This is a genomic window from Paenibacillus polymyxa (genome assembly GCF_018614975.1).
In the GTDB taxonomy this organism is placed as follows: Bacteria; Bacillota; Bacilli; order Paenibacillales; family Paenibacillaceae; genus Paenibacillus; species Paenibacillus polymyxa_E.
The window spans coordinates 52,446-76,738 of the sequence record NZ_JAGGNR010000026.1 but is presented as its reverse complement, the minus strand read 5'-3'; the positions used below and the strand labels follow the sequence as shown (position 1 = coordinate 76,738).

The 24,293-nt window shown below is 46.5% G+C and carries 23 protein-coding genes; 2 read left to right on the top strand and 21 right to left on the bottom strand.

Annotated features, from left to right (window positions below):
• Positions 1-10: 10 nt before the first annotated feature.
• The 9 genes from J7E78_RS20370 to J7E78_RS20330 form a co-directional block, all read right to left on the bottom strand.
• Complete coding sequence (locus J7E78_RS20370) at positions 11-994, bottom strand: ABC transporter permease (protein WP_036606891.1); 984 nt, start codon at positions 992-994, stop codon at positions 11-13.
• Positions 995-1,272: 278 nt separating this feature from the next.
• Entirely contained in the window at positions 1,273-4,182 is a 2,910-nt protein-coding gene (locus J7E78_RS20365; protein WP_215077946.1) for a glycoside hydrolase family 2 protein, read from the bottom strand.
• A 174-nt stretch (positions 4,183-4,356) separates the two neighbouring features.
• Positions 4,357-5,955, bottom strand: coding sequence for a response regulator (locus J7E78_RS20360; RefSeq protein ID WP_215077945.1), 1,599 nt, complete (start codon positions 5,953-5,955; stop codon positions 4,357-4,359).
• Complete coding sequence (locus tag J7E78_RS20355) at positions 5,948-7,738, bottom strand: sensor histidine kinase (RefSeq protein ID WP_215077944.1); 1,791 nt, start codon at positions 7,736-7,738, stop codon at positions 5,948-5,950. Before J7E78_RS20355 ends, J7E78_RS20360 begins: the two co-directional genes overlap by 8 nt.
• Before the next feature lie 289 nt (positions 7,739-8,027).
• Positions 8,028-8,450, bottom strand: a complete 423-nt coding sequence (locus tag J7E78_RS20350) for an OsmC family protein (RefSeq protein WP_036606882.1) — start codon at positions 8,448-8,450, stop codon at positions 8,028-8,030.
• A 100-nt stretch (positions 8,451-8,550) separates the two neighbouring features.
• Positions 8,551-9,297, bottom strand: coding sequence for an amino acid ABC transporter ATP-binding protein (locus J7E78_RS20345; RefSeq protein ID WP_215077943.1), 747 nt, complete (start codon positions 9,295-9,297; stop codon positions 8,551-8,553).
• A 16-nt stretch (positions 9,298-9,313) separates the two neighbouring features.
• A complete protein-coding gene (locus J7E78_RS20340) occupies positions 9,314-9,958 on the bottom strand; it encodes an amino acid ABC transporter permease (protein ID WP_017692207.1) in 645 nt (214 codons plus the stop codon).
• A gap of 32 nt (positions 9,959-9,990) precedes the next feature.
• Positions 9,991-10,842, bottom strand: coding sequence for a substrate-binding periplasmic protein (locus tag J7E78_RS20335; RefSeq protein ID WP_017692206.1), 852 nt, complete (start codon positions 10,840-10,842; stop codon positions 9,991-9,993).
• Between the two features lie 114 nt (positions 10,843-10,956).
• A complete protein-coding gene (locus J7E78_RS20330; RefSeq protein WP_215077942.1) occupies positions 10,957-11,589 on the bottom strand; it encodes a TetR/AcrR family transcriptional regulator in 633 nt (210 codons plus the stop codon).
• A gap of 214 nt (positions 11,590-11,803) precedes the next feature.
• On the opposite strand from J7E78_RS20330, the gene bacA reads away from it, so the two are divergent.
• Positions 11,804-12,613 (top strand): undecaprenyl-diphosphate phosphatase, encoded by an 810-nt coding sequence (gene bacA / locus J7E78_RS20325; protein WP_215077941.1) that lies wholly within the window; start codon positions 11,804-11,806, stop codon positions 12,611-12,613.
• Positions 12,614-12,882: 269 nt separating this feature from the next.
• Here the strand turns inward: bacA and J7E78_RS20320 are convergent, their stop codons facing one another.
• The 6 genes from J7E78_RS20320 to J7E78_RS20295 form a co-directional block, all read right to left on the bottom strand.
• Positions 12,883-13,065 carry a hypothetical protein gene (locus tag J7E78_RS20320; protein ID WP_017692203.1) on the bottom strand — a complete coding sequence of 61 codons (183 nt, stop codon included), beginning with the start codon at positions 13,063-13,065 and terminating at the stop codon, positions 12,883-12,885.
• Positions 13,066-13,290: 225 nt separating this feature from the next.
• A complete protein-coding gene (locus tag J7E78_RS20315) occupies positions 13,291-13,617 on the bottom strand; it encodes a thioredoxin family protein (RefSeq protein WP_017692202.1) in 327 nt (108 codons plus the stop codon).
• Between the two features lie 85 nt (positions 13,618-13,702).
• Positions 13,703-14,611 carry an aldo/keto reductase gene (locus tag J7E78_RS20310; RefSeq protein ID WP_215077940.1) on the bottom strand — a complete coding sequence of 303 codons (909 nt, stop codon included), beginning with the start codon at positions 14,609-14,611 and terminating at the stop codon, positions 13,703-13,705.
• Between the two features lie 179 nt (positions 14,612-14,790).
• Positions 14,791-14,964 (bottom strand): hypothetical protein, encoded by a 174-nt coding sequence (locus J7E78_RS20305; RefSeq protein ID WP_167544434.1) that lies wholly within the window; start codon positions 14,962-14,964, stop codon positions 14,791-14,793.
• 220 nt (positions 14,965-15,184) lie between these two features.
• The gene (gene gpmA / locus J7E78_RS20300) at positions 15,185-15,928 is read right to left on the bottom strand and encodes a 2,3-diphosphoglycerate-dependent phosphoglycerate mutase (RefSeq protein WP_215077939.1); all 744 of its coding nucleotides are present in this window, start codon (positions 15,926-15,928) and stop codon (positions 15,185-15,187) included.
• 73 nt (positions 15,929-16,001) lie between these two features.
• Entirely contained in the window at positions 16,002-16,574 is a 573-nt protein-coding gene (locus tag J7E78_RS20295; protein ID WP_215077938.1) for a DUF420 domain-containing protein, read from the bottom strand.
• A 377-nt stretch (positions 16,575-16,951) separates the two neighbouring features.
• Here J7E78_RS20295 and J7E78_RS20290 point away from each other — a divergent pair, with 377 nt between their 5' ends.
• Positions 16,952-18,142 (top strand): cation:proton antiporter, encoded by a 1,191-nt coding sequence (locus J7E78_RS20290; protein ID WP_215077937.1) that lies wholly within the window; start codon positions 16,952-16,954, stop codon positions 18,140-18,142.
• Positions 18,143-18,407: 265 nt separating this feature from the next.
• On the opposite strand, the gene J7E78_RS20285 is transcribed toward J7E78_RS20290, so the two are convergent.
• From J7E78_RS20285 to J7E78_RS20260, 6 genes are all read right to left on the bottom strand, one after another.
• Entirely contained in the window at positions 18,408-18,893 is a 486-nt protein-coding gene (locus J7E78_RS20285) for a DedA family protein (RefSeq protein WP_215077936.1), read from the bottom strand.
• Positions 18,894-18,906: 13 nt separating this feature from the next.
• Positions 18,907-19,452 (bottom strand): CDP-diacylglycerol--serine O-phosphatidyltransferase, encoded by a 546-nt coding sequence (gene pssA / locus J7E78_RS20280; protein WP_215077935.1) that lies wholly within the window; start codon positions 19,450-19,452, stop codon positions 18,907-18,909.
• Between the two features lie 21 nt (positions 19,453-19,473).
• A complete protein-coding gene (locus J7E78_RS20275) occupies positions 19,474-21,222 on the bottom strand; it encodes a sensor histidine kinase (RefSeq protein WP_215077934.1) in 1,749 nt (582 codons plus the stop codon).
• Entirely contained in the window at positions 21,219-21,899 is a 681-nt protein-coding gene (locus J7E78_RS20270; protein WP_215077933.1) for a response regulator transcription factor, read from the bottom strand. Before J7E78_RS20270 ends, J7E78_RS20275 begins: the two co-directional genes overlap by 4 nt.
• 251 nt (positions 21,900-22,150) lie before the next feature.
• The gene (gene thiD, locus J7E78_RS20265) at positions 22,151-22,963 is read right to left on the bottom strand and encodes a bifunctional hydroxymethylpyrimidine kinase/phosphomethylpyrimidine kinase (protein WP_017692191.1); all 813 of its coding nucleotides are present in this window, start codon (positions 22,961-22,963) and stop codon (positions 22,151-22,153) included.
• Positions 22,964-23,371: 408 nt separating this feature from the next.
• Positions 23,372-24,223, bottom strand: coding sequence for a DegV family protein (locus J7E78_RS20260; RefSeq protein ID WP_215077932.1), 852 nt, complete (start codon positions 24,221-24,223; stop codon positions 23,372-23,374).
• Positions 24,224-24,293 lie beyond the last annotated feature (70 nt).

Genomic DNA, 24,293 nt, shown 5'->3' with positions numbered 1-24,293 from the left:
CGTCCCCTCCCTACATGATGCTTTCTTTAGTGAATTTTTTGAACAAGCCGTTCGCAGTAAACAGAAGGATGATACTGACAACGGAGTTGAATATACCTATGGCTGTACCATATGAGAATCGTCCCATATTCAAACCATAATTGAGCGCGTATAGATCAAGGACTTCCGAGTAGTCTGTGACCAGACTGTTGCCAAGCAAGAACTGCTTCTCGAAACCGATACTGATCAGATGCCCAATCGACATGATGAAAAGTACAGAAATCGTGGTCCGTATGCCAGGCAACGTAATATGCCACATCTGTCTCCAGCGGTTGGCTCCATCTACACGGGAAGCTTCATACAGCTCATTGTCGATACCTGTAATCGCCGCCAGATAGATGATGGCATTCCAACCGGTTTCCTTCCACATATCTGAAGCGGTTACAATATACCAGAACAAGTTCCCCTTGGCCATGAATTGGATCGGCTGATCGATAATGTTCAGTCCTACCAATAGATCATTGATAATCCCACCATCGGTGGAGAGCATCTTGGTGATAATACCTGCCACAACGACCCATGATACAAAGTGAGGCAGATATGATACCGTTTGCACGGCACGCTTGAAGAACATACCTCTCATTTCATTCAAGAGAATGGCGAAGAATATCGGCACGATAAAACCGACAACCAGTCCCATCAAGCTCATAGCAAGTGTATTTCGAAGTACCAGATAGAAACGATCATCACTGAACAGCTCTACAAAGTGTTTAAAGCCAACCCACTCTTGATCACCAAACGATCTGGCAGGTTTATAATTTTGGAAAGCCATCGTCCATCCCCATAATGGCAGATAGTTAAATACGAAAACCCAAGCTACGAATGGCAATGACATGAGATAGAGATATTTCTGCTGTTTCATTCTGTCCCAAATTCCGTTCCGCCGATTCTTTAAAGGCGGTTTGGGGTCACTGCTTCTGTTCGCGGAAGCGGATTTTTTTGTTAGCGTTTCCATCTCCGTTCCCCCTCCTCTGTTTTATAAAATAATCATACTCGATAGAGCGTTTTCAAAATACCATCTGGATTTTAGAGAAAATCATATAAAAATTAGATATAGACATATATAATCAGACAATAATTAGTTAAAATCAGCGATAAATCCTACTTTTAAATGAAATAAAAGTAATATTAAGGTAAATTATTATCTAAGATGGTAAATATCAAAAACGTTTTATAGTAATCGTTTACTCTAAATACATGGCATACAAAAAGGACCCTTTCGGGTCCCTCTGATTACAATGTAAATTGAATGGTTTGCAGTTTAACGATCCCGAGTAATTGCGCTACTGATATGGAGGTTGCTGGACGGAATTGATCTCCATTCAGATACGCAAGTATCTCCTGAAATAAGTAGGCGGCTTCCGGACGCTTCATTAAAGCCAGGTTGGCAAACGGAAGTGAGGATATCAAAATCTTGCCCTTCCCTACTTTTGCCTCAAAGGCATAAGCGAGTCGTTTGGCCCGATGGAAATGGTCCACCACTTCGATCAGCGGCTCCACCCCGGGCAACGTATCCAAACATATCGCTGGTGTACCATTCACCAAGTGATACCAATGCCAGTCCGAAGCCCCATCATGCGGGAAGGAGCCTAGTAGTGCTAGCTGTTCTCTCAAATACATGCCCATCGTTGCACCAGGCTGTGTAGCAAACATCAGGTAATTCCAGAATACAGGCAGATACTTGGTCTCCACTGAATCATATAACCCTTCTGCGGTTGTCTGTAGCCAAACACTCCCCCCGTTGACCACATAATCAACAACATTGGGTGTTAACGACTGAACGATAACCAGGTCAATCTCCCGATTTTTCAACAACTGGAATCCATCGATGCGATCTACGCAATCATCATGCGCTTCACCCAGGAATGGCTTCAACTCTGCCACGGTATTCCACAAGCGATTCGAACCCGGATGAGACTGATAAATAGGAAACGACCAGCCATGCCATACATTCGCTACAGTTCTTTCCGAATCGCCTGATATCAGCTCCGCTTCGATCCGAAAAGCTGCTGCTCCTTCATGAGGTGCGGTAGCGACGATGCTTCCCAGTGACATGACGGACCCACATTGGATATCTCCGGTCTTCCATGCCCCTTTGGTAAGTATCACATCATCGCTAATCAACTTCCACTGTATGGATGCATCTTTAAGCGGCACTTTACCATAGTGAGATATGCGTACATCCACATGGATAGGTTCACCGGCGTAGAAGGTACGCTCCTCGCAGCTTAGCAACAGCACCACATCTGCGTTGAAACGCATGAATTCTTCTGGTGTTGTAATGCCTTTGTCATCCCAAAATACGTCCAGAATGCCCGTCGTTGCATGTCCTTGCCCTGGAAAATCGCGAATATCCAGAAGCTGTACGCCTGCAGCGTCCGGTGTTCGCCGAATTCGCTCCATGGCTTCTTTTAAGGAACGTACCAGATGGGTACCACTGACCTGTTGAAAATGCTCCAGGTCCTCCATCATGCCTTTGTTTGTTAACGATTCTTCGATCGGTCGTAACCAGCTAGGACGCAATACGCCAGTATACTTGGCTCGCTCTTGGGGCCGCACATACATGGTGTACTGTGCATGTTCGTGCCCAATGACGGGATGCTTCGCAAGCCGGGTGACTGCATGATAATCCAGCGTGGTATCCGGCACAGCAGAATATGCAGATTCCAACGGGGGATGCCAGTTCAACGACTGAATATAATAATCACATTCCCGCCCTTGCGCCGGAAGCTGTCCAAAACCTGTATTGTCCGTATATAACCGGGTTGGGTCCATATCCCTTGCCCTCGACACCCATGCATTGAGTTCAGGGTGGCCATTCGGACCAATGAGTTCATTCCCCATGGAGAACATGACGAATGAAGGATGTCTATGCAGCGATTGAAGCAACCCGTCCAGTTCTTGTGTCAGATAAGACAACACTTCAGCTGGCACAGACTGATGCGGTTGCTCAAAGAATCGAGACCAATGGGGAAGTTCTGCCTGTACCAACATGCCCTCTTCATCAGCAGCTTCCCAGAATGGCTCTGGCGCACTCCACCCATGCAGTCGGACGTGGTTGAAGCCGTACGATCTGGCGACTCGAAACTGCTGAATATAATGCTCCTTGTCCCAGACGGGATAACCCGTCAGTGGAAAGATACAGCAATCGACGTACCCGCGCAGATACACCGGTGTCCCATTCAGTTCAAGCTGCTTCCCGTTTGTTGCAAAGGAGCGTACACCAAATGATTGCTCCAGCCGATCCAGTTCCTGTTCACCGTTGTGCAGACGGATCACTGCCTTGTATAATTCCGGAGATTCATCCGACCATCTTGCGATAGACTTCTCTGTTCCAAGTTCCAATCGCCACTGTTCTATTAAAGCGTTGCTTTCAGTTAAAGCTGCTGAGCTTATACCCACATGCAATGGATCACTCAGATTCACATTACAACTATATCGATCAAGCCATGTGCCGTCCGGATGCTGGATATCCACATGTAATTGCATCGATCCAGCGGATTCATTTGCGGGAGCGCTTACAGTACAATCAACCAGAATGGTTCCAGTTTCAGCATCTGGTTGAATCCGTAACGTCTGTAATCGGCATGGGGGCAGACTATCCAGATAAACACCACCCGTGATTCCACCCCAGGCTGTGGCCGTATGCAATGAATGAATATGGCTACCCGCCAGCGGGAGTTTCATCGTATTATCAACGCGGATCTCCACCCGATTCACTTCTCTCTGCTTCACCAGAGAGGTAACATCCCACTTCTGTTGATTCACCAGACTATCCTGCTGCCCGGCATACTGTCCATTGATCCAGAGATCCGTTGTCCATCGGACACCTTCCAATCTGAATACATAGTGACATCCGGGATCGCCTGATGGAACATGAATATCCTGAGCATACCAGGCTGAGCCTTCATACTCGCGTACCTTGGTCCAGGTATCGATCCTATCATATTCAGGCTCATCTCCGTATCCTTGTTCTTCCCATGAACCGGGAATTTGAATGGTCTCCCATGATGTGTTTTCACACTGTGATGGCGGTAATATCACTTGTTCAACGAGTTTATCGGATTCCAGATCCAAACAAAACTGCCATGTTCCATTTAAGTTCAATGTATGACGTACAGCGCCTATATCAGACAAATTCATATCGTATAACCATCCCTTCATCTGGATTCTTGTAAATCCAGTCTAAAATGTAAAGCATTCCGTGACCATTGCTTATCATGGGAAGTACATGGACAATATGATGAATCTGGAAATTTCCGAGGATTACCGAAAACGTTTTACACAATAGGCAAGGGCAAGGCCCAGCACTCGTACTTATTCCTCGTTTATATCTGTAGCCGTTCCTTTCAACGATGATTGGGTTCTGGCCTGTTTGTAAGCGGAAGGGGATTCCCCTGCATATTTCTTGAACTTACCGTGGAAGTAGTCCACATTTGCATACCCCACTCTCGCTGCGACCTGATGGACCTTCAGTCCTTCGTCCAGCAATTCTTTGGCCTTTTCCATACGAACCTTGTCCAGAAATGCATTGAAATACTCTCCAGTATGATTCTTGAACAACTTACCCAAGTAACTGCTGTTATAGTTAAACACTTCTGCCAGTACTTCGAGCTTGAGATTTTCGCCAGGGTTACGCTGGATAAATTCAATCATCTGTTTCAATACAGTATCCTTGCTTCCCCCACCCATACGTTGAATAAGTCGATTCAAGTGTTCCGATGCCATGACTTTGAGATCAGTCATCGTAAATTGATGATAGACTTCATTAATCAGAACCGAATGTTCCTGCATAATGGAATGCATCTGTTGATTCGTCGCTGCAAGCTTGTTGAACGCCAGGGAAAATACCTGTGAGAACGCCGTCTTGATCGCTTGCTCTGTTCGGTGATATGGAACCAGCCGCTCTTCCATCTCACCCAGTACCCGCATAACGGACTCACTACTGCGGATGTCTAACGCATAATACAGCTTGTCCGCGAGTTCGTCCTCAACTGGCTCATGTGCTCCGTCCACAGCTTCAACTTCTGGCTTAACAACGCTTTCGCCTTCGCTACCTTCAGTCCACAGAATGATGCGTTGCTCCGTGAACAAAAAGCGTTCCCCGAGTAAACGATTCGCCTGCGTGTATGACCGCGCAATTTCAGAAGTGGAATGTACGGGTTCTCCTGCAGCACCGTACATGTGAACCTCCCATTCTCCCAGAAGTCCTTCCAGCTCATCATACAGATTTCTTGCGGATGACTCGGATGTGATTGTTTCCTTGCTTAACAACCCCAGACCGGAATGGAACGAAAATACAATGCCTCGGTCTTTATGGTCAAATGCTTCAATCAGTTTGCGTTTCATAACACTTCCTCGTTGCAGGTCGGGGGCCGCATGCATCTCAAGCAGTACAATCTGATAGTGAGGCCAGTGCAGCCCCAGGCTATCTTCTTCCATGCTGCCCGCCCCCTCCAGACTGTCAAAGAGCAAAGCTTCGATCTGATGCTCCCGATAGACGGTATCTTCACCAGCTTGACGTGCCATTGTCTCTCGTTCACGGGTCAGGATTGCAGCAATACGCTCCAGTTCACCAATAATCTCTTCTTCATCCACCGGTTTGAGCAGATAACCATCCACACCAAAACTGATGGCTTTCTTGGCATAATCAAAATCCGCGTAACCACTTAATATCAAAAAGTGCGAATTCGGATGATTCCGGCGCACTTCTTCGATCACATCCAGCCCGGTCATCCCAGGCATGCGAATATCAATAATCGTCAGATCAGGCTCCAATTCCTCAAACCGGGAGATGGCCTCACGCCCGCTGGCAGCTGTAGCGATGACCTGAAATCCGTATTTTTCCCACTCGATAATGGTTGTCAGTCCCTCACGTATGCTCGGTTCGTCATCCACCAAAAACACTTTATACATGTTGGTCCCCTCCTGCTGGCAAAGTGAAAGAAACCTCTGTTCCTTCCCCATATACACTCTTAATCTGCAATCCATATGGCTCCCCGTACGTCAATGTTAAGCGTTGATGTACATTACGCATGCCGATCCGACTCTTTTCCTGTTCCTCCGGTCCACAGATAAACTGCATCACCTCAGCCAGTCGTTCTGACGTTATGCCTGCACCATTGTCATCCACACGGATCTGCACAATGTTCTCTACTAAACGAATACTTATATGAACACGGACAGTACCCTCTTTGTTCTCCAGACCATGGACAATCGCATTCTCAACCAAAGGTTGAATAATTAGAGGCGGAATGTACATCTTCTCGACCTCGGGATCGATATGGATCTGGAATGCAAGGCGGTCGCCGTAACGGAATTTCTGAATTTCCAAATAGGAACGTACCATTTCAAGTTCAGCCCGGAAGGTTGTTTTTCCACTGCCAATCTCCAGACTCTTGCGCATTAGCTTACCCAGCAACCTAACAATGTTGGCAATTTCTGCTTCTCCCTTAATATGGGCTTTCATGCGAATGGACTCCAATGCATTAAACAAGAAATGGGGATTGATCTGGCTCGCCATCATTTTCAGTTTAATCTCTTTTTGGGCGATTTCCAATTGATTGTTCTGTTCTGTCGCTTCTACCACCTGCGTCATGAGTTCATTGATGCTTTTCACCATATAGTTGAACTGTCGTGACAATTGTCCAATCTCATCGTTTCCATCAATTCGTGAAGTCACGTTCAGGTCTCCTAATGCCAGCTTGTTGAGATGTTTACTCAGCCGAAGCAATCGATTCGAAGTGAGGAACGAGATGATATATACGAATAATAGGGCAATAACCAGCACAAGGATAATGAAAATCATGCCGATCATGCTGACGGTGTTGGCGTCTTTGACGATATTTTTGGTAGCAAAAACCGAAATCACCTTCAGGCTGTTCATACTCGATCCAGGGCCCAACTCATCAATAACAATGTTGGATGGTTCCCCCCGGAAATCACCTTCTATGGTGCCTTTCGCCTGATTCTGCAGGTCAACGCCAAAATCAAGCTCGTCCAGCGTTTTGCCTACCAGTTCGGTATTTTTGGCTGCAACCACATAACCCTGCTCGTCCGTAATCATCGTTTCGAACTGTTCCTGACGTAACAATCCATTCAGCTCATCCTGATTGATCACAATCATCAATACGCCCTCTGTCCGATACTCGGCAAAAGGTACTTTGCGCACCAGGCTGAGCTTGTGTACAGGATTATCTTCCTTGTCCGGAATGTAGAACCACCCGATGCTGGTTGTTTTCAGTGCCTGTTGGTACCAATAACTCTCTTCCGTCTGCTTGTCTACCGGGATGAATTCGAGGTTGTTAATCAATGTTGGGTTAGTTGAGTAAAAGCGAATACCCGCTATCTCACGGTACAAACGCCTGTACTCCTGAAAGTCTTTGTATGCCAGATATGCTGAGGTTAACTCCACAACGCTCTTGTACCGCTTATTCACGATCTCCTTGAGATCCGCATTAAACATTAAAAGATTGGATATATCGGTTGGTACACGAAGCATGGTTGCCGTCTGGCTCTTGATCTTGTCCACATTGATGATCGTCTGTCCTATCGCATTGTCCAGGGCTTGCTGGCGAAAATAACTGGTCACAGCAAGGCCAACAATCAGGACCGGAATCATGACAACCAGTACATAGGAAATGAGCAATTTATGCTTTAATTTGAGATTATTAGTGGTTTGTATCAGCCTTTTCAACATGTCTGCACCTTCCGTCATCTGTATAAGCGCTTACATATAAACAGCAGGATCAGGATGTTCTGTCCTCAGAATTAATCATACCACATAACCGCCGGAATTCGGATTGTCATTGAACCTCTAGCAGAAGATGCCGCCATTAACATGGTGGCCGGGCTTACCGAATTATTTTTGCTGACAGAAGTTCAGTGACTCCTAGATGGGCGAAATTCCTGTTGACGTGTTAGAAAAGCCAAAAAGGCACTCCCTCGATTGGAAGTGCCTTCTCAGTATAGAATCTGCTCGTGTGCTATTAAGGACGAGGTGTACTTACCCCATTCAGGATCAGTTTTGGATGAATATCGGCGCTCAGCGAAGCGGAGACTGCACAATATTTCTCTTCCGCCATCTGGATGGCTTTCCAGATGCGATAATCCGGGATATCCCCATCAACTTTGAAGATCAGATCAATGGATGTGAAACCTTTAGGCATCTCTTCACTGCGTGTGCCTTGCGCTTCAATCTCAATCGACTCAATTTTGTCGAGGAAAGCGTCCAGAATCATTGTGATATCAATTCCCATACAGCCGCCGAGACCCGCGAGTAACAATTCCATCGGGGTCGCCCCTTTGCTGTCACCACCATAAGCAGCAGTGGCATCCATGCCAACCGCGTAACCAGAGGGTCCTTCGGAAGTAAACGCGCGTTTGCCTTTCCATACGGTTGTTACATTCATGATGTTATCCTTCTTTCTCACAATAGTTTAAGTTCAAGCAAAAAAGGTTTGCACTTGCCACTCCGATGACAGAATAACCTTCCGATCGCTGTTATCTTCATCAAAATTCAGTTATCTGCTGCAGGAAACGACGGGTGCGCTCTTGCGTTGGATGTTCAAAAAAGGCCTGTGGACTTGCTTCTTCCACAATCGATCCATCCGCCATAAAGACGATTTTGTTCGCCACATTACGGGCAAACTTCAATTCATGCGTCACGACCAGCATCGTCATACCTTCCTCTGCCAGATCCTTCATGACGGAAAGCACTTCTCCCACCAATTCAGGATCAAGGGCTGAAGTTGGCTCATCAAACAGCATCACTTCCGGCTCCATTGCAAGTGCCCGTGCAATGGCGACCCGCTGCTGTTGTCCACCGGACAATCGGGATGGATACGCATCCTGCTTGTCCGACAAGCCGACCCGATCCAGAAGAATCCGGCCGCGTTCAGCCGCTTCGTCACGCTTGATTTTTTTTACCGTCACGAGACCTTCCATCACATTACCCAGCACTGTCTTGTGCGGATACAGATTGAATTGCTGAAATACCATGCCGGTCTGGCGACGAATCTCCAGTACCCGGGCACGCTGGACTCGCAGTGGATCGCCGCTGTTAACCACAACACCGTTCACTTCGATCTGTCCTCCAGACAGCTCTTCCAGCCCATTCAGGCAGCGCAGCAAGGTACTCTTGCCGGAGCCACTTGGGCCGAGCAATACAACAATATCTTTGGCATCGACATGAAGATCGATGTTCGTAAGTACTTCATTTTTCTGAAAACGTTTGGTAAGTCCAGTTGTTGTAATCATCGGTTCTCTCCTCCCATCAGTAAGCCCGGGCCAACCGGCGCTCCACTTGTTCCAGAATGGCCGAGAAGCCGATACTCATAATCCAGTAAATCACACCGATGGCCAGATAAAATGGCATGTTCAATGCATATTGTGATACCAGCAGTTGTGCTGACCGTAATAACTCCGTAACTCCAATCGCCGCCACAAGTGATGTTTCCTTCAACATGCCAATGAAGGTGTTACCCATCGGCGGGATGGCAATGCGCACAGCCTGCGGGAAGATAATCCGTCTCATTGCTTGAGCCGGGGTCATTCCCGTTGCGTATGCAGCTTCTGTCTGTCCTTTTGGTACAGCCTGAATGGCTCCACGGAACGTCTCCGACAGAAATGCACCTGCATTCAGACTGAGTCCCAGACATGCAGCCGTTAGTGATCCCAAGGTCACTCCATAATCGACCAATCCGTAATAAATGACGAATAATTGCACCAGCAGCGGGGTTCCCCGCATGATGGATACATAAAACCTTGCGATCAACCTAAGCCACATCGGTCCCTTCAGACGAGCAATCGCAACAAGCACCCCGATGATGAAAGCAAAAAACATGGAGATCACAGTTACATACAGCGTATAGTAAGCCCCCTTCAGAAAGAAGGGGATATTTTCAAATACCAGTTCCATGGGTCAAATCTTCCCTTCGCCTTGCAGGTTCATTATTGCGCAGGCTCTTCACCAAACCATTTTTTGAAAATGGTATTGTACGTGCCATCATCTTTCATGCCTTTGAGAGCATCATTCAGTGCTGCTACGAGTTCCGGATTGTCTTTGCGAACAGCAATACCTGCCTGGTCACTCTTAATAGCTTCACCTACAGCTTTGATATTCAATCCGTTGGCGTCAACAATAGGTTTCAGTGCATACATATTGTTGATTGTGGCATCAATCCGTCCAGCATTCAGGTCTTTGAGTGAGGAGATGACATCGTCATAGGTTTTAATCGTGAAGTCTCCCACTTTTGGCAACACTTCATTACGCAGATATGATTCATCATTTGTACCCAGACCTACGCCAATCGTTTTCCCTTTGAAGTCTTCCAGCTTGGTAATATCGTTATTGTCTTCTTTTACAATAATTTTAACTTGGTTCGTAATATACGGATCACTAAAATCCAGTACTTTCTTACGATCATCGGTAATCGTCATCTGACTGATAATGGCATCAAGCTTCTTCGCTTGCAGACTTGGTGTCAGACCGGAGAACTCCTGGGATACAAATTCAACTTCAACCCCAAGACGCTTCGCAACTTCACGTGCGATATCGGCATCGTAGCCGTCCATTTCTTTCTTATCGTTCAGGAAGTTGTATGGTGCGTATGTGCCCATCATGCCCACTTTGATAACGCCAGCCGACTTGATCTGCTCCAGTTCATTGCTTGCCTGTGCACCATTCGTGCTTCCATTGTCTGTTGCCTTACTTCCACAAGCACTAAGTACCAGCACGGTCATCAGTAGAATCGCTGTCAAAGACCAGCCTTTACGAGTTTTCGATCCATATGTGTTGTTCATTACGTTAACTTCCTCTCAGTCGTGTATTGATCTGGATGTACATTTGATTACTTTATTGTGACTAAACCGCAGTTGTACCCATTATTCCCTTCAGATTGCTTAATCATGTGAATCTTATGTGCCCAATAGTCCGTAAAATTCAAAGCTTGCTGCCTCAGCTGCCAGCGATGAAGCTGTCATGGCTGAGAACTTGCTGTGCAACTCATCGGAGCCGAATAACCAGCGTGATATCATGCCTTCAATCATGCTTACCAGTAGTGCTGCGCGAAGCGGTACATCTATGCCCTGAGGCAACATGCCGAGTTCGATGGCACGTTCCATATTATGACGGAACGCAGTTTCGACGGCATTACGTGTCTCCTCGACCAGGCGTTGTACGGACTCTTCCGTCACGATGCCTTTGAGCAACAGTTCCATAAAATAACGATTCTTCGCAGCAAACAAGAACAAGTCAGTGAACAGCCTTTCTGAAGCTTTCACCATATCCTCTACCGATCCGGCATCCTTGCGGTACCCTTGTCCGATCGACTCAAGTAACTCCTCCTTGCCCGTTAAGACAATCTCCGAAGCAATGGCTTCTTTACTCTTGAAGTGCCAGTAGAATGTCCCTTGCGCCACACCAGCCTCACGGACAATATCGGAAATTTTCGTCTGATGGTAGCCTTGGGTTGCAAACCGCTCCATCGCTATGCGTATTATTTGGTCCCGGCGTTCTTCACCAGGTTCCAAACCGTTAATTTTGGTCATTCATGTAACCCTCCCGATTGATCAGTCAGTCAGTTAAGTTATATCCTATGGGATAACTAGGTTTTTGTCAATATAGTTTTAAACAAATGGTTACAAGCATAAGTTGAAGTTGAGTGCATTTGTGATCATAATAGGTGATAGCCTTGTTCAAATGAACAGGCATGGTCAAGCAGGACAGCCTGTGCTGTCACCTGCATTTCAAGGAGGAAGAGAATTGGACATTATATCATCCATTATTATGGGCATCATCGAAGGTTTGACTGAGTTTTTGCCCGTGTCCTCTACTGGACACATGATTCTGACTGCCCACTTGCTGGGTTTATCAGAGGACAACGAGTCAGTCAAAACGTTTGAGGTGGTTGTTCAACTCGGAGCTGTACTTGCTGTTGTTGTACTGTACTGGAACAAATTCATTGATATGTTCCGCTTCACTGGAGGGAACCGACCTTACTCCCGCCGCCTCAATCTGGGACATATCTTCCTGGCGATGGTTCCTGCCGTAGTCATCGGACTTGTATTCCGCGACTGGATCAAAGCACATTTATTTGGTCCGGAGACAGTACTGTACAGCCTCGTTATTGGTGGTATATTGATGATCGTAGCCGAACGCTGGAGCAGTAAGAGTCACCGAATTACCACTCATGATGTCGATGATATTTCCTACAAACAGGCATTCGCGGTGGGTATATTTCAGATCTTGGCCTTGTGGCCAGGCTTCTCCCGTTCCGGGTCAACGATCTCAGGCGGTCTCTTTGCAGGGGTAAGTCGTGTAGCCGCTGCGGAGTTCACATTCCTCGTGTCTGTGCCAATTATGATTGGTGCTACGGGATATGACCTGTACAAAAGTATCGATCACCTGAACGGCAGTGATTTTCCAATCTTTGCGATTGGATTCATCGCTGCTTTCATCGTCGCCATGCTTGCGATCAAGACGTTCCTGTCCATTTTGAAAAAATTGAGCCTGACCGTCTTTGCTGTGTATCGTTTTGTCTTGGCAGCCGTGTTCTTTATTATTCTGATGTAATCATTACAATTCAAGTAATTAGACAGGCAAAATCAATGACGGCCTCACGTTCCCTTGGGAAGTGAGGCCGTCATATTTTATATTCTGTGCTATGTTTCTGTTGCTTCACGATTCTGTTGCTGCTTCAAAGACAGGAATATCTGTAATTAGAAGAAGTCCTACTCTTCATTATTTCCTTTTTTGCTGGCTTGGATCATTGGTGATGCCAACTAGGTTTACTATGTATCATGGACAACCATATTTATGTTCACTTCCGAAAAGAAGTCTGGCTAGTACCACTCTTTTACTTGAATGTTCCGGTGTTTCTTCCGATTCTTCAATCTCTCACGCAGATTATATCTATTCTCCTTTTGTTCCTGCAGCAATTGCTTCACTCCAATCATTAACAATCGGTATCTCCGGTCATCATTGTGACTTAATTGGTGCATTTCCTCAAAAATTTCATTCTTCATACGGATCTTGTTCACTCCCAAATATTCAGTTTGTTCTCACAGTATACATGGGAGCACTGAACAAATTCTAAACAAGCGTTGTTTCTCAACTTCAGTTATTCGAATGCACATTTGAATGCACATCATGCGGGCTGGAATGAAACACAAAACCCCTTCCTGTCGCAGGACAAGAAGAGGTCTCCGTATGCTAAGTTAATCAAACAAACTGCTGATGCCTTGGTACGCTTAAACTTTGGATTCAAGCGTCTCCAGATACTCGGAGATTTGAGCAGGTGTTTTAGCCCATTTGCTATGCAGATGGGCGATTTTCTTGCCGTTCTGGAAGACGAGCAGGCTTGGAATGCCGCGTACACCATTCTCTTCGGCAAACGGCTGGAACTTCTCTGCATCCAGGGCATAGAAGGTTTTGTCCGTATGTTGGTCGATAACATCCCCGATAAAACGATCCAGGTTTTTGCAATCCGGACACCAGGTTGTATCAAATTTAATGACGGTAAAACCATCAGAGTTAATTGTATCCAAATACTGCTGTTCACTTTGAATTCTTTCCATATGTCTTCTCTCCCTTATACGTTCCTTTTTTGGCTGATCTTCATTGTACCTCGTATAGTTACAATTGAAAATAGGCTTAATGAAGTTAACGATGCTGCTTGTACAGATTAGCGGGACTGAGCTCTCGTATTTCCTGAATTTCCGCAGCGGTGAGTTCAGGCGAATTGGAAGCGGCAATATTGTGCAGCAACTGGTCTCTTGAACTGGCACCAGGGACAACAGCTGCTACCGCAGGATGGGATAACGCGTAGCGAATAGCCGTCTGAGCCATGCTGCGTTGGTCTGTAACAAGAAGACTTAGCCCTTGCCGAATGGTATATAGTTGCTCTGGCGTATAGTCCAGATAACCTTTATCTGCCTTGGCAGATCCGGAATCGGCGAGTACACCGCTAGCTACGGGCCCACGGGCAATTACGCTGATCCCCTTTTGCTCCAACAAAGGCAGCACTTCTTCTTCCGCTCTGCGGTCAGCAACACTGTACTGGTTCATCACACTGACGATGGATGCCCTCTTTACATACTCCCGAATGACATTGGGACGAATGGAGGAAATTCCGTAATATCGGATAACGCCTTCCTTCTTCAGTTCCTCAAACGCTTCAATCGTCTCTTCGATGGGGTCGTCCATGGTCCCGCCATGCAGCTGATACAGATCGATGTAATCGGTCTGCAGACGCTTCAGACTTTCATGTACAGCCTGCTTAATGTAGGCTTTGGACGGGTCCCATAACCAGCCCTCTTTGCCGGGCATACGACGATTACCTACTTTGGTCGCCACAATGACCTGGTCCCGACGCCCTTTAATAGCTTGTCCTACAATCTCTTCATTACGCCCTGCGTCGTACAGATCGGCTGTATCTAGCAGATTAACCCCATGATCCAGAGCTTCATGAATCAGGCCCCTAGCGTGCTCCATTTCAGTTCCAAGTGACATACATCCCAGCCCAATCTCAGACACCATCAGTTCGGATGTACCTAGACAATTTTTCTTCATATGTGCATCTCCCTCCATACGTTCTGCAAGTATCCATTGTATCATTCTTGCTGGCAAAAATCGCATGCCTCACCGAAACAAAAGGTAGTTTTCAACTGCACAAAAAAACCTGGAACGACTTCATCTCCAGGTTTCTCATGATCATCATTTTAATTCAATGATAAACGAACTATCGCAATCTATTTCACTTCCACGCGTGGTCTGGTTTTACTTGTTCCATTAGACGACGAATTGGAGTTTTTCATCATACCCGAGACAGTGCTAAACAGCTTATCTCTTGCTTGTTTGTTCCTCATCAGATAAGTCACACCTGCGCCGATAGCCGTCATGAGTATTCCTCTTCTTTTAGACATGTGCTTCTCCTCCTTCAGGATAAATGTACATCGTGTCTTGTTTGACAATTACCCTGTGGGAGCAAAACGAAACGAAGTGCAGGCTTGATCGCGCAAAAAAAGATGACCTCCGAATTAAAATTCAGCGGTCATCTTTCACTCGTACTCGGTCAGTTGAAACATCAACCGAACTAGTAAATCAAACAAACTTTCGTACAATCGAGACATACGTCCATGTCCATTAATCAGATGGCGTTGCCACATGGGTCATTTCTTCATGTTTGTAGGTCGAGCCATCGGCGGTTAGATAGAAGTGACCGATCGGATGCAGATCTTCATCCAATTCGTAGACAAGCGGAATGCCTGTCGGGATATTTAGCGCCATCACGTCTGCTTCGGACAATTGGTCCAGATGCATGACGAGTGAACGGAGCGTATTACCATGCGCAGAGATCAGCACTCTTTTGCCAGCCGACACCATCGGTTTAATCTCCGCATTCCAGTACTCCAGCACACGCTTGGAGGTATCCATCAGGTTCTCCGTAAACGGGATGATGCACCCGAGCCGTTTGTACTTGTCCTGATCCTGCACATATCGGTCATCGGTTTCGTCCAGTGCCGGGGGAGATACGTTAACGGATCGTCTCCATTCCTTTACTTGGTCTTCCCCGTACTTCAGAGCAGTCTGCTGTTTATTCAGTCCTTGCAGCGCACCATAATGGCGTTCATTCAGCTTCCAGGTCTTCGTAATGGGAATCCACATGAGGTCCATTTCATCCAGCGCAATATCGAGTGTGCGAATAGAACGTTTCAGCACGGATGCATAAGCGTAGTCAAAATCAAATCCCTGTTCCTTCATGATCTTCCCTGCTTTACGAGCTTCTGCGTATCCATCCGTCGTCAGATCCACATCTGTCCATCCGGTAAAACGATTCTCTACATTCCACATGCTCTGTCCATGGCGAATCAAAACAACTCTGTACATAAACGTGAACCCTCCTTCCATGGAAACATTACCCGCAAGTCAAACTAATTAGCACAGTGAAACATTCATAACATTAATAATATGGTGCCATCATCAGGTATACCACGACACCTGTAGAACTGACGTACAGCCAGATTGGCATAGTCCAACGTGCAATTTTGCGGTGTTTCTTCAATTGATTCGTCCAACCCCACACAAGTGTGAACAACGCCAAGGGAACAATCAGGGCTGCCAGTATACTATGGGTAATCAGAATGAAGAAATAGATCGAACGAATAATGCCCTCGCCGCCGTATTTAGACGTCTCTGGTGAGAGGTAATGAAACGTCAGATATGTCACGAGGAATAACAATGTCGTTGAGAATGCTGCAAGAATAAATCGTTTGTGCAGCTTCACATTCCGCTTGATAATAGCAATAAGCGCTGCAAGCAGGAAGATGAAGGTAAAGCTGTTAAACACGGCATTAAACCGCGGCAACACCGTAATATCAAAGGTTACATCACCTTTGTAACCAATGGACGGCGCGAAGAACAATAATAAAATAATGACATTAGCGAGAATGGAAATCGTGATAATGATGCCTGCGAAATTTTTATTACTCGTCGGGGATGGAACGTTCGGCTCCCCTTTGTTATTTTTGCCCAATGCAAAATCCTCCTCATATCCTAACTTCTATGTTCTATATCATTATATCTCGGCAATTCCGGGCTGTTAAGTGACAACACTCTGAACAAAACATGTCACAACCGACGTTAGCGTTCCCGTTATAGCCATTTTCATACTTACCAAGACAGCAATATGTTTACCACAGCTCAAATTTGTGTTATAATTAGTGTCATTAATCACATACGCGTTGAAACCGGAGGAGCCTGTCACCAAGGGCCCTCCTTGTCTTTTTTTAGGCATGAATGGCACTATTTATTAATGCTGTTCTATGCCTTTTTTTTGTTTTTTGGCTTGGAATGATTCGCCCTTGGGCAGGTAATCCTATAAAAACGCAACTGCTGGAGAGGAGCACATCTATGGAATTTATTTTGGTTCTTGCGCTAATTTTGATTTTCACCAAACTTGCTGGTGATTTGTCCGTCAGATTGGGCCAACCTTCAGTATTAGGAAAGCTGATTGTCGGTGTCATTCTCGGACCTGCGCTGCTGGGCTGGGTTCAACAAAGTGATTTCGTGCATTACATGGCTGAAATCGGGGTACTATTGCTTATGTTCATTGCCGGACTGGAAACAGATCTGGAGCAATTGAAGAAAAACTGGAAGGCGGCCTTTGCCGTAGCGGTCGGCGGTATCATATTACCTTTTATCGGGGGATACGGTTCGGCCATAGCCTTTGGCATGTCAACGACACACGCACTGTTCTTTGGACTTTTGTTCTGTGCCACTTCCGTCAGTATTTCGGTTCAGACGCTGAAGGACATGGATCAACTCAGCTCTCGTGAGGGTACAACAATCCTTGGTGCAGCCGTCGTCGATGATGTCCTTGTCGTTGTCATTCTTGCCGTTATGATGAGCTTGCTAGGTACAGGTGGAGGAGACACTTCGATTTCTCTGCTGATTGGCAAGAAGCTGTTATTCTTTGTTATTATTATCGCTGCCAGCTGGTTCCTTGTTCCACGCATCATGAAGTGGATGGCACCACTGAAGGTAACCGAGACCGTTATTACTGCGGGCCTGATTATCTGTTTCGGATTTTCCTACTTTGCAGAGTGGATGGGTGTTGCTGGAATCATTGGTGCATTTGCCGCTGGTATCGCCATCTCTCAAACCAACTTCAAACATGAAGTCGAAACCAAACTGGAGCCCATTGCCTACGGCATTTTTGTACCAGTATTCTTTGTAAGTATCGGTCTGAATGTAACCTTTGATGGTGTAGGTTCTCAAATCTGGTTCATCGTGATCATCAGTATCATTGCCATTTTGTCCAAGCTTATTGGTGGCGCAGCCGGTGCGCGAATGACCGGATTTGATATGACATCTTCCATGGCCATTGGCTCGGGAATGATATCACGAGGTGAGGTCGCGCTCATTATCGCTTCAACCGGACTTGCCTCCGGATTACTTGATCCGGAGTACTTTACCAGCGTTGTAATTATGGTCATCATCACTACACTGGTTACACCGCCACTGCTCAAGATCACCTTTGCACGTAAAAAAGGGGAAAAACGAGTTGAAAGAGGAATCGAGGATTCTCACTTAAGCGGGTAACTGCAAAAGTGTGTACAGGCAGGGTATTGAAATCATACCGCATTACAAGCGTTCTTCCTTAGATTAAACACCATATTGGTCGTGAAGCCCACGCCGCTTTGATCCATTATCCCCCTTCAACCCGAAGGTTGGAATGGTCAAAGCGGCTTTTTGCATTTTGAATTATGCCATACAGTTCTTATAACCACTTAAAAACAAAAAAAGACCATCTTACCACTCAAGAGGTCTTCGATCTTAGCCCAATGTTGCAACAGGCTGTCCCATTTTAAGTTAACACACCGACATAAAAACCAATAGATATAAAGACAACACACCATACAAATGCACCAATACTGGATATGACAACATACCTGCCGATGGCCATCTTGCTAATTCCGGAGAAACAACACATCAGATGACGAATGCCTGGAATGAAATAGCCCAGGATGATGGACCAATATCCATATCTCAGGAACCACGACTCCACCCTGCTGAATCGTTTGGCGTTGACGCCAACCCACTTACCGTATTTTTCAACCAGCGGCCTGCCCGCCTTCTTACCGATCATATAGCTGAGCAACCCCCCGGTAAATGCGCCACCGAAACTGACGGCGATGGATACGGAGTAATTCAATACCGAGATGGAGGCGAGATATCCGACAAACGTCATCATCACCTCATCCGGAATCGGCATGCCAATAACGCCAAGAGCCAGTAGTCCGTATATTGCGAAATAACCATATTGACCAATAAATTCTTTTGCAAATTCCATACTGACTCGCTCCTTATTTCGGTTCCACAATATCCTTCTCATGTGAGGCTAGCACTTGTTTTAAAGACGGGAATCGGATTTGGCTCACCATGAGACCGGATAATACAATAATGACAAGATAGGCTACACCATGTGTGAAATAAGGACTCCAGAGTGCGAAAAAGGACATCAGACCTCCGGCAAAGGTAATCGGCATTCCAACAAAACCACTGCTTGCTGTCTTCTGACAGTTATAACGGGCCAGACGCAAAGCACCGCAAACCGGAAATAATGCGGTCAGTGCCATCCCCAGCACATTCACTTCAATCATGGAATTCAGGTACAGAATCAGCACCGGGGCTGTTCCGAATGAAACTACATCCGCAAGTGAGTCCAGGGACTTGCCGAATTCACCCTCACAATGCAATTTACGAGCCGCATACCCGTCGAACAGATCAAAGAACATCGCTACCCATATCATCATCACAGCCAGGGCAAATTCACCATGAATAGCCATAATGACTGCCAGCATGCCTGAACTCAGATTCCCCAAGGTTAAAATCGATGGTAAAGACTTCATAAGATTTGACTCCCTTTCGTACTAGGCTTTAGGAAAAATAATATAAAAACGGACTCCATCCGGTGTATTCTCCACTCCATAACTGCACCCATGCAGATCAAGAATCTGCTTCGCAATGGCCAGACCGAGCCCGGTCCCCCCCATTTTACGATTACGTGAGCGCTCTACCCGATAGAACCTCTCCCATATATACTGCCGCTCAGCTTCAGCTATCTGCTCGCCCTTGTTCTCAATGGAAATATGGACAAAACCTTCACGCCTGCTGATCTCAATAGTTATATCGGTATGTGGTATCGCATGACGTATAGCATTCATCATGATATTGAAAATAACTTGCTCCAGCTTGCTTCGGTCACCCTCAACCGTCTGTTCTGTTGTGGATACAAGCACCACATCCAATCCTTTGTCCTTCAGTTGCGGACCCAGACGGCCGGCGATATCTTCAATCATGTCAGCCAGTGCAACAGCATCCGTATTCAGTTGAACCGCTGAGGATTCCAGTCGCACCAGATCCAGCATCTCTTCAACCATCGTTTCCATTTTGATCGCCTCATCGGCAATGATCTCAATGTAACGCTCCCGTTTGCTCTCACTCACGCCATCCTTCAGCCCTTCAGAATATCCCTTAATAATGCTGATTGGTGTCTTAAGTTCATGTGATGCATCGGCAAAAAACTTGCGCTGTCGCTGTTCAATCTCCTGCTTCATTTCCATATCTGTCCGCATCTGCGTGTTGGCCTGCCTCAGCTCTTCCAGTGTCTGACCCAAGGTTCCCGATAAAGCATTGAGGCTGTTAGACAGACTGCCGATTTCATCATTACGCCGGATGGGTGATTTCACCGTGAAATCCAGCGTAGACATTTTCTTCGCGACATGATTCAAGGCCAAGAGCGGCTTCGTTACAATTCGGGACAGGAGTAACGCCAGCAACAGAATCAATAGAAATGCCCCTATGCCAAAATACGCATAAAACAAACGTGTTGCCTCATTCGCTTCCCTCATCTCCTGTAGAGAAGTGAGCGAGAAGATCAGTTGTTGCTCGGGTCCGGAACGGTGCACTGGAGCAATGGTGATGACGTTGCGAACACCGCTCCAGTTATCCATCCATTCTTCATTAAGCATTTTGCCATTCGCCAAGGCCAGTTGGTCTTCGGTGGATAATGGGAACCGGCGATCCAGTGCTTGCACCAGCAGTCCCTGCCTCTGACTCCACGTTGCCAGATTGGGAAGAACGACCTCGGTTAATACGCCTGACCATTCCTTTACCGGTTCAATCGATTCCTGAAAGCTTTCTGTTCCCCATGCGGCAGAAGTGGCATCCTGGATTTTGAATGGATAGACCATGGACCCGCTGGCCGGACCTCTCACCGTCAGTTCTTGCCCATATTTCAGGTGGGATGTAATCCAGCCAGCATTTTCACTATTGATAAACAAGGACAAGGACACCTTCACGTGACTCCCATCCTCTTGAAGCAACGTAATGTGGAACGGGTCATTAACCAGTCTTCCTTGATTCGTCAGAATAACCAGATGTGACTGATTCTGACGCATGAATTTGCCGGTCTCCTTGGCTAGCTGCAAATCACTCCAATGTCCATTGGAATATTGCTGTTCGAACTTGGACAGCTTTTTCTTCATACTGCTGACCTTTTGATGCTGATAGAAGTCGGGGAACCAGACCAACTGGGCAAAAACCGTCGTCCCATATAGAAGTACCAGACATCCTGCCATGACCAGGAAAAGCTTCATCGTTACGCCATTTCTTCTCATGCTTCTGCCTCGAAACGATATCCAGTGCCAATCACCGTCCGGATACACTTGGCTTCATCACCCAATTTGCTGCGCAACTTCTTGATGTGGGTATCCACAACACGTGAGTCCCCTTCAAAATCAAATCCCCAGATCCGATTCAAAATGGCATCCCGGGACAACACAATGCCTGCATTACGTACCAAATAAAGCAACAGATCATACTCCTTTGGTGCAAGTTCCACTTCAATTCCGTCCTTCTCCAGGCGTCTGGCCCATGGATCAAGGGTTACCTGTCCGAAGTGAATCACACCCTGCTCTCGTCCTAATGCACCTTCAACACGCTTCATTAATGTCTCTGCACGTGCAACCAGCACACGTGGACTAAACGGCTTGGTGACGTAATCGTCTACGCCCAGCTGAAACCCATGAATTTTATCGTCATCCTCGGACCGTGCAGTCAGCATGATAATAGGTACGGTGGATTGGGATCGAATATGCCCACATAACGTCCATCCATCCATTTCAGGCATCAAAACATCCAGAATAACCAGATCCACCTCATGCATAGCCAACAGTTCCAGTGCCTGCACTCCATGTTCTGCTTCTATGACGTTCCATTGTTCTTTTATGAAATAATCGGCCACAATCTCACGGATGCGGCTTTCATCTTCCACCAGAAGCACTGTTCTGATCATGGCCGACTCTCCTTTTTCAATTTCTGATGATAACATACCTATTCCATGTGTCGTCCATGTGTCCATACATGTTTTTGGAGTGCTCCCATGATATATACGATTAATATAAGCCAAAAGTTACTAATTTTATAAAAATTCGCATAAAAAAAGAAGCCATCAACGAGCAAGCTCCTGCTCATTGACAGCTACTTGAATGAAATCGAAGTGTGTTATCCAGAATTGATGCACTACTGCGCGCTCCCTGGCAACACTTAACGTTGTTGCTCCAGACGGTGTGCCACATGCAGTGTCGGTCCAACAAAACGGTTCAGCGGGAATCCGCCGGCAATCGCTTTGGTCACGAAGGCTTTACCTTCACGAACAGCCTCTTTCACTGAAAGACCACGAGCCAATCCTGCAGTAATCGCTGCAGACGTCGTGCAGCCCGCACCATGCGTATATCCGGAGCCGACAACATCGGCTTCAAACCATTCGTAGTTCGTTCCATCATAGAGTAAATCCATTGCTTTACCCGGGCTAATTACACCTCTGTCCTTGATCAGAACATGTTTCGAGCCATGGGCATGAATTGCTGCTGCCGCTGCTTCCATCTGTTCCTTGGAGCGAATCGGTCCACTCTTCGCCAGTTGGGATGCTTCGAACAGATTCGGTGTAACCAGATCAGCACCTGGCAACAGGAATTCGATCATCGCTTCCGTATTTTCCGGTTGCAGTACTTCATCTGTACCTTTGCAGACCATTACCGGATCGATAACGATCTGCGGCAAGCCGCTGCGGCGAATATGCTTCGCTACCAGTTCAATAATATCTACCGAACCGAGCATACCTGTCTTCATTGCATCGAAACCGATGCCGTCCAGAACAGTGCGAAGCTGCGCTTCAACCACATTTAATTCAACAGGAAAGACCTGGTGATCCCATGTTTCGGGCTCCATTGCCACAACCGTAGTCAGTACGGTCATGCCATACACACCCAGCTCCTGAAAAGTTTTCAAATCAGCTTGAATACCTGCACCGCCGCTTGTGTCCGAACCAGCTATTGTTAATGTTTTTGGAATCGTCATGATCGTTGCATTCTCCTTCGTGTCTCAGTTGACATTATCCTATCCCTTGTACGAGCGGATGTCAATGGCATCTGAAGCCATACGGAGCATGCTTTTATAGGATGATTCAGTTCACATCTTTGGTCTCCAGACGAACCATGGACATCGAAGCAATCCATATCCCTATAGCTCCAAGGGTGAGAGGGATAAAGCACACGGTTCAATGCTTCTTCATTCGCTTGCACGAAGATATCACCATCAGGTATCTCCAGCTCAATGGTTCCCTCCAACATGAACAGTTTTCTTTATTACCTCACCGTTTGTTTGAATTGGCAATGACATATGAAAAGACCTGACAGGAGCACCACTTTGACATCAAGTGTGTTTCCTGCCAGGTCTATGAGAGTCTGTAGATCAATGCTGATGCAGCTAATCTCTATATCCGTTCTCGCTGTGGATCCAGCACAGTCCAATGGTTCCTGCACCTGCATGAATACTCACCACAGGGATAAACGGCATAATTTCGGTCTTTAATCTAGGCAGCAGAGCTGCAATCTGTTTTTTAATTGTGACGGCTTCTTCCTGATTGTTGGCATGCATGATGCATACGTGTTTTACTTTCCCCATGTCCAGTTGGAGCATATCCAGCATACGCTGCTTCGTGCGCTTGAAGGTACGAATTTTCTCATTCACGACCACTTTGCCCTCTTCGAATCTGAGCAACAGATGAATCTTCAACAGTTGACTAATAATAAGCTGCGTGCCCGATACACGACCACTGCGATGAAGATGCTGGAGGCTGGCCGGGATGAGGTAAAAGGACATGTTATCAATCATCTGTTCAATATTCACTTTAATCTCGGCAGCCGTACAGCCTTGCTTCTGCCATTCCAGTCCTTGCATAATCATCTCGCGAAGAGGATAAGCGCCTGCCCTTGAATCAATTGCGGTGACCGGCACCCCTGCAATCTCTGCAGCCTGTATGGAAGTATGCAGCGTTCCGCTAAGTGCAGTAGAGCAATGAATCGTGATGATCTCATCGTACTGATCTTTGAGCGACTCATACAGTTCTATGAACTCGCCAATAGGTGGCTGCGAACTGCTCGCACGTGAAGCCCCAGCAAGTTTCTCATAGAACGTTTCAGATGTAATGTCATCGGTTTCCCTGTAACATTCTTCTCCAAATACGATGCGCAGCGGTACGATGTAGATATGATTTTGCTTCGCAAAATCGGGGTCCAGTGTACTGGTACTATCGGTGACCCATGCCATTTTCTTCATGACTTCCTTCTTTCTTGCCGAATTGGTCGTTCTGGTCGTTCTGTATCCTCAATCGTCAGGCAAATCCGGC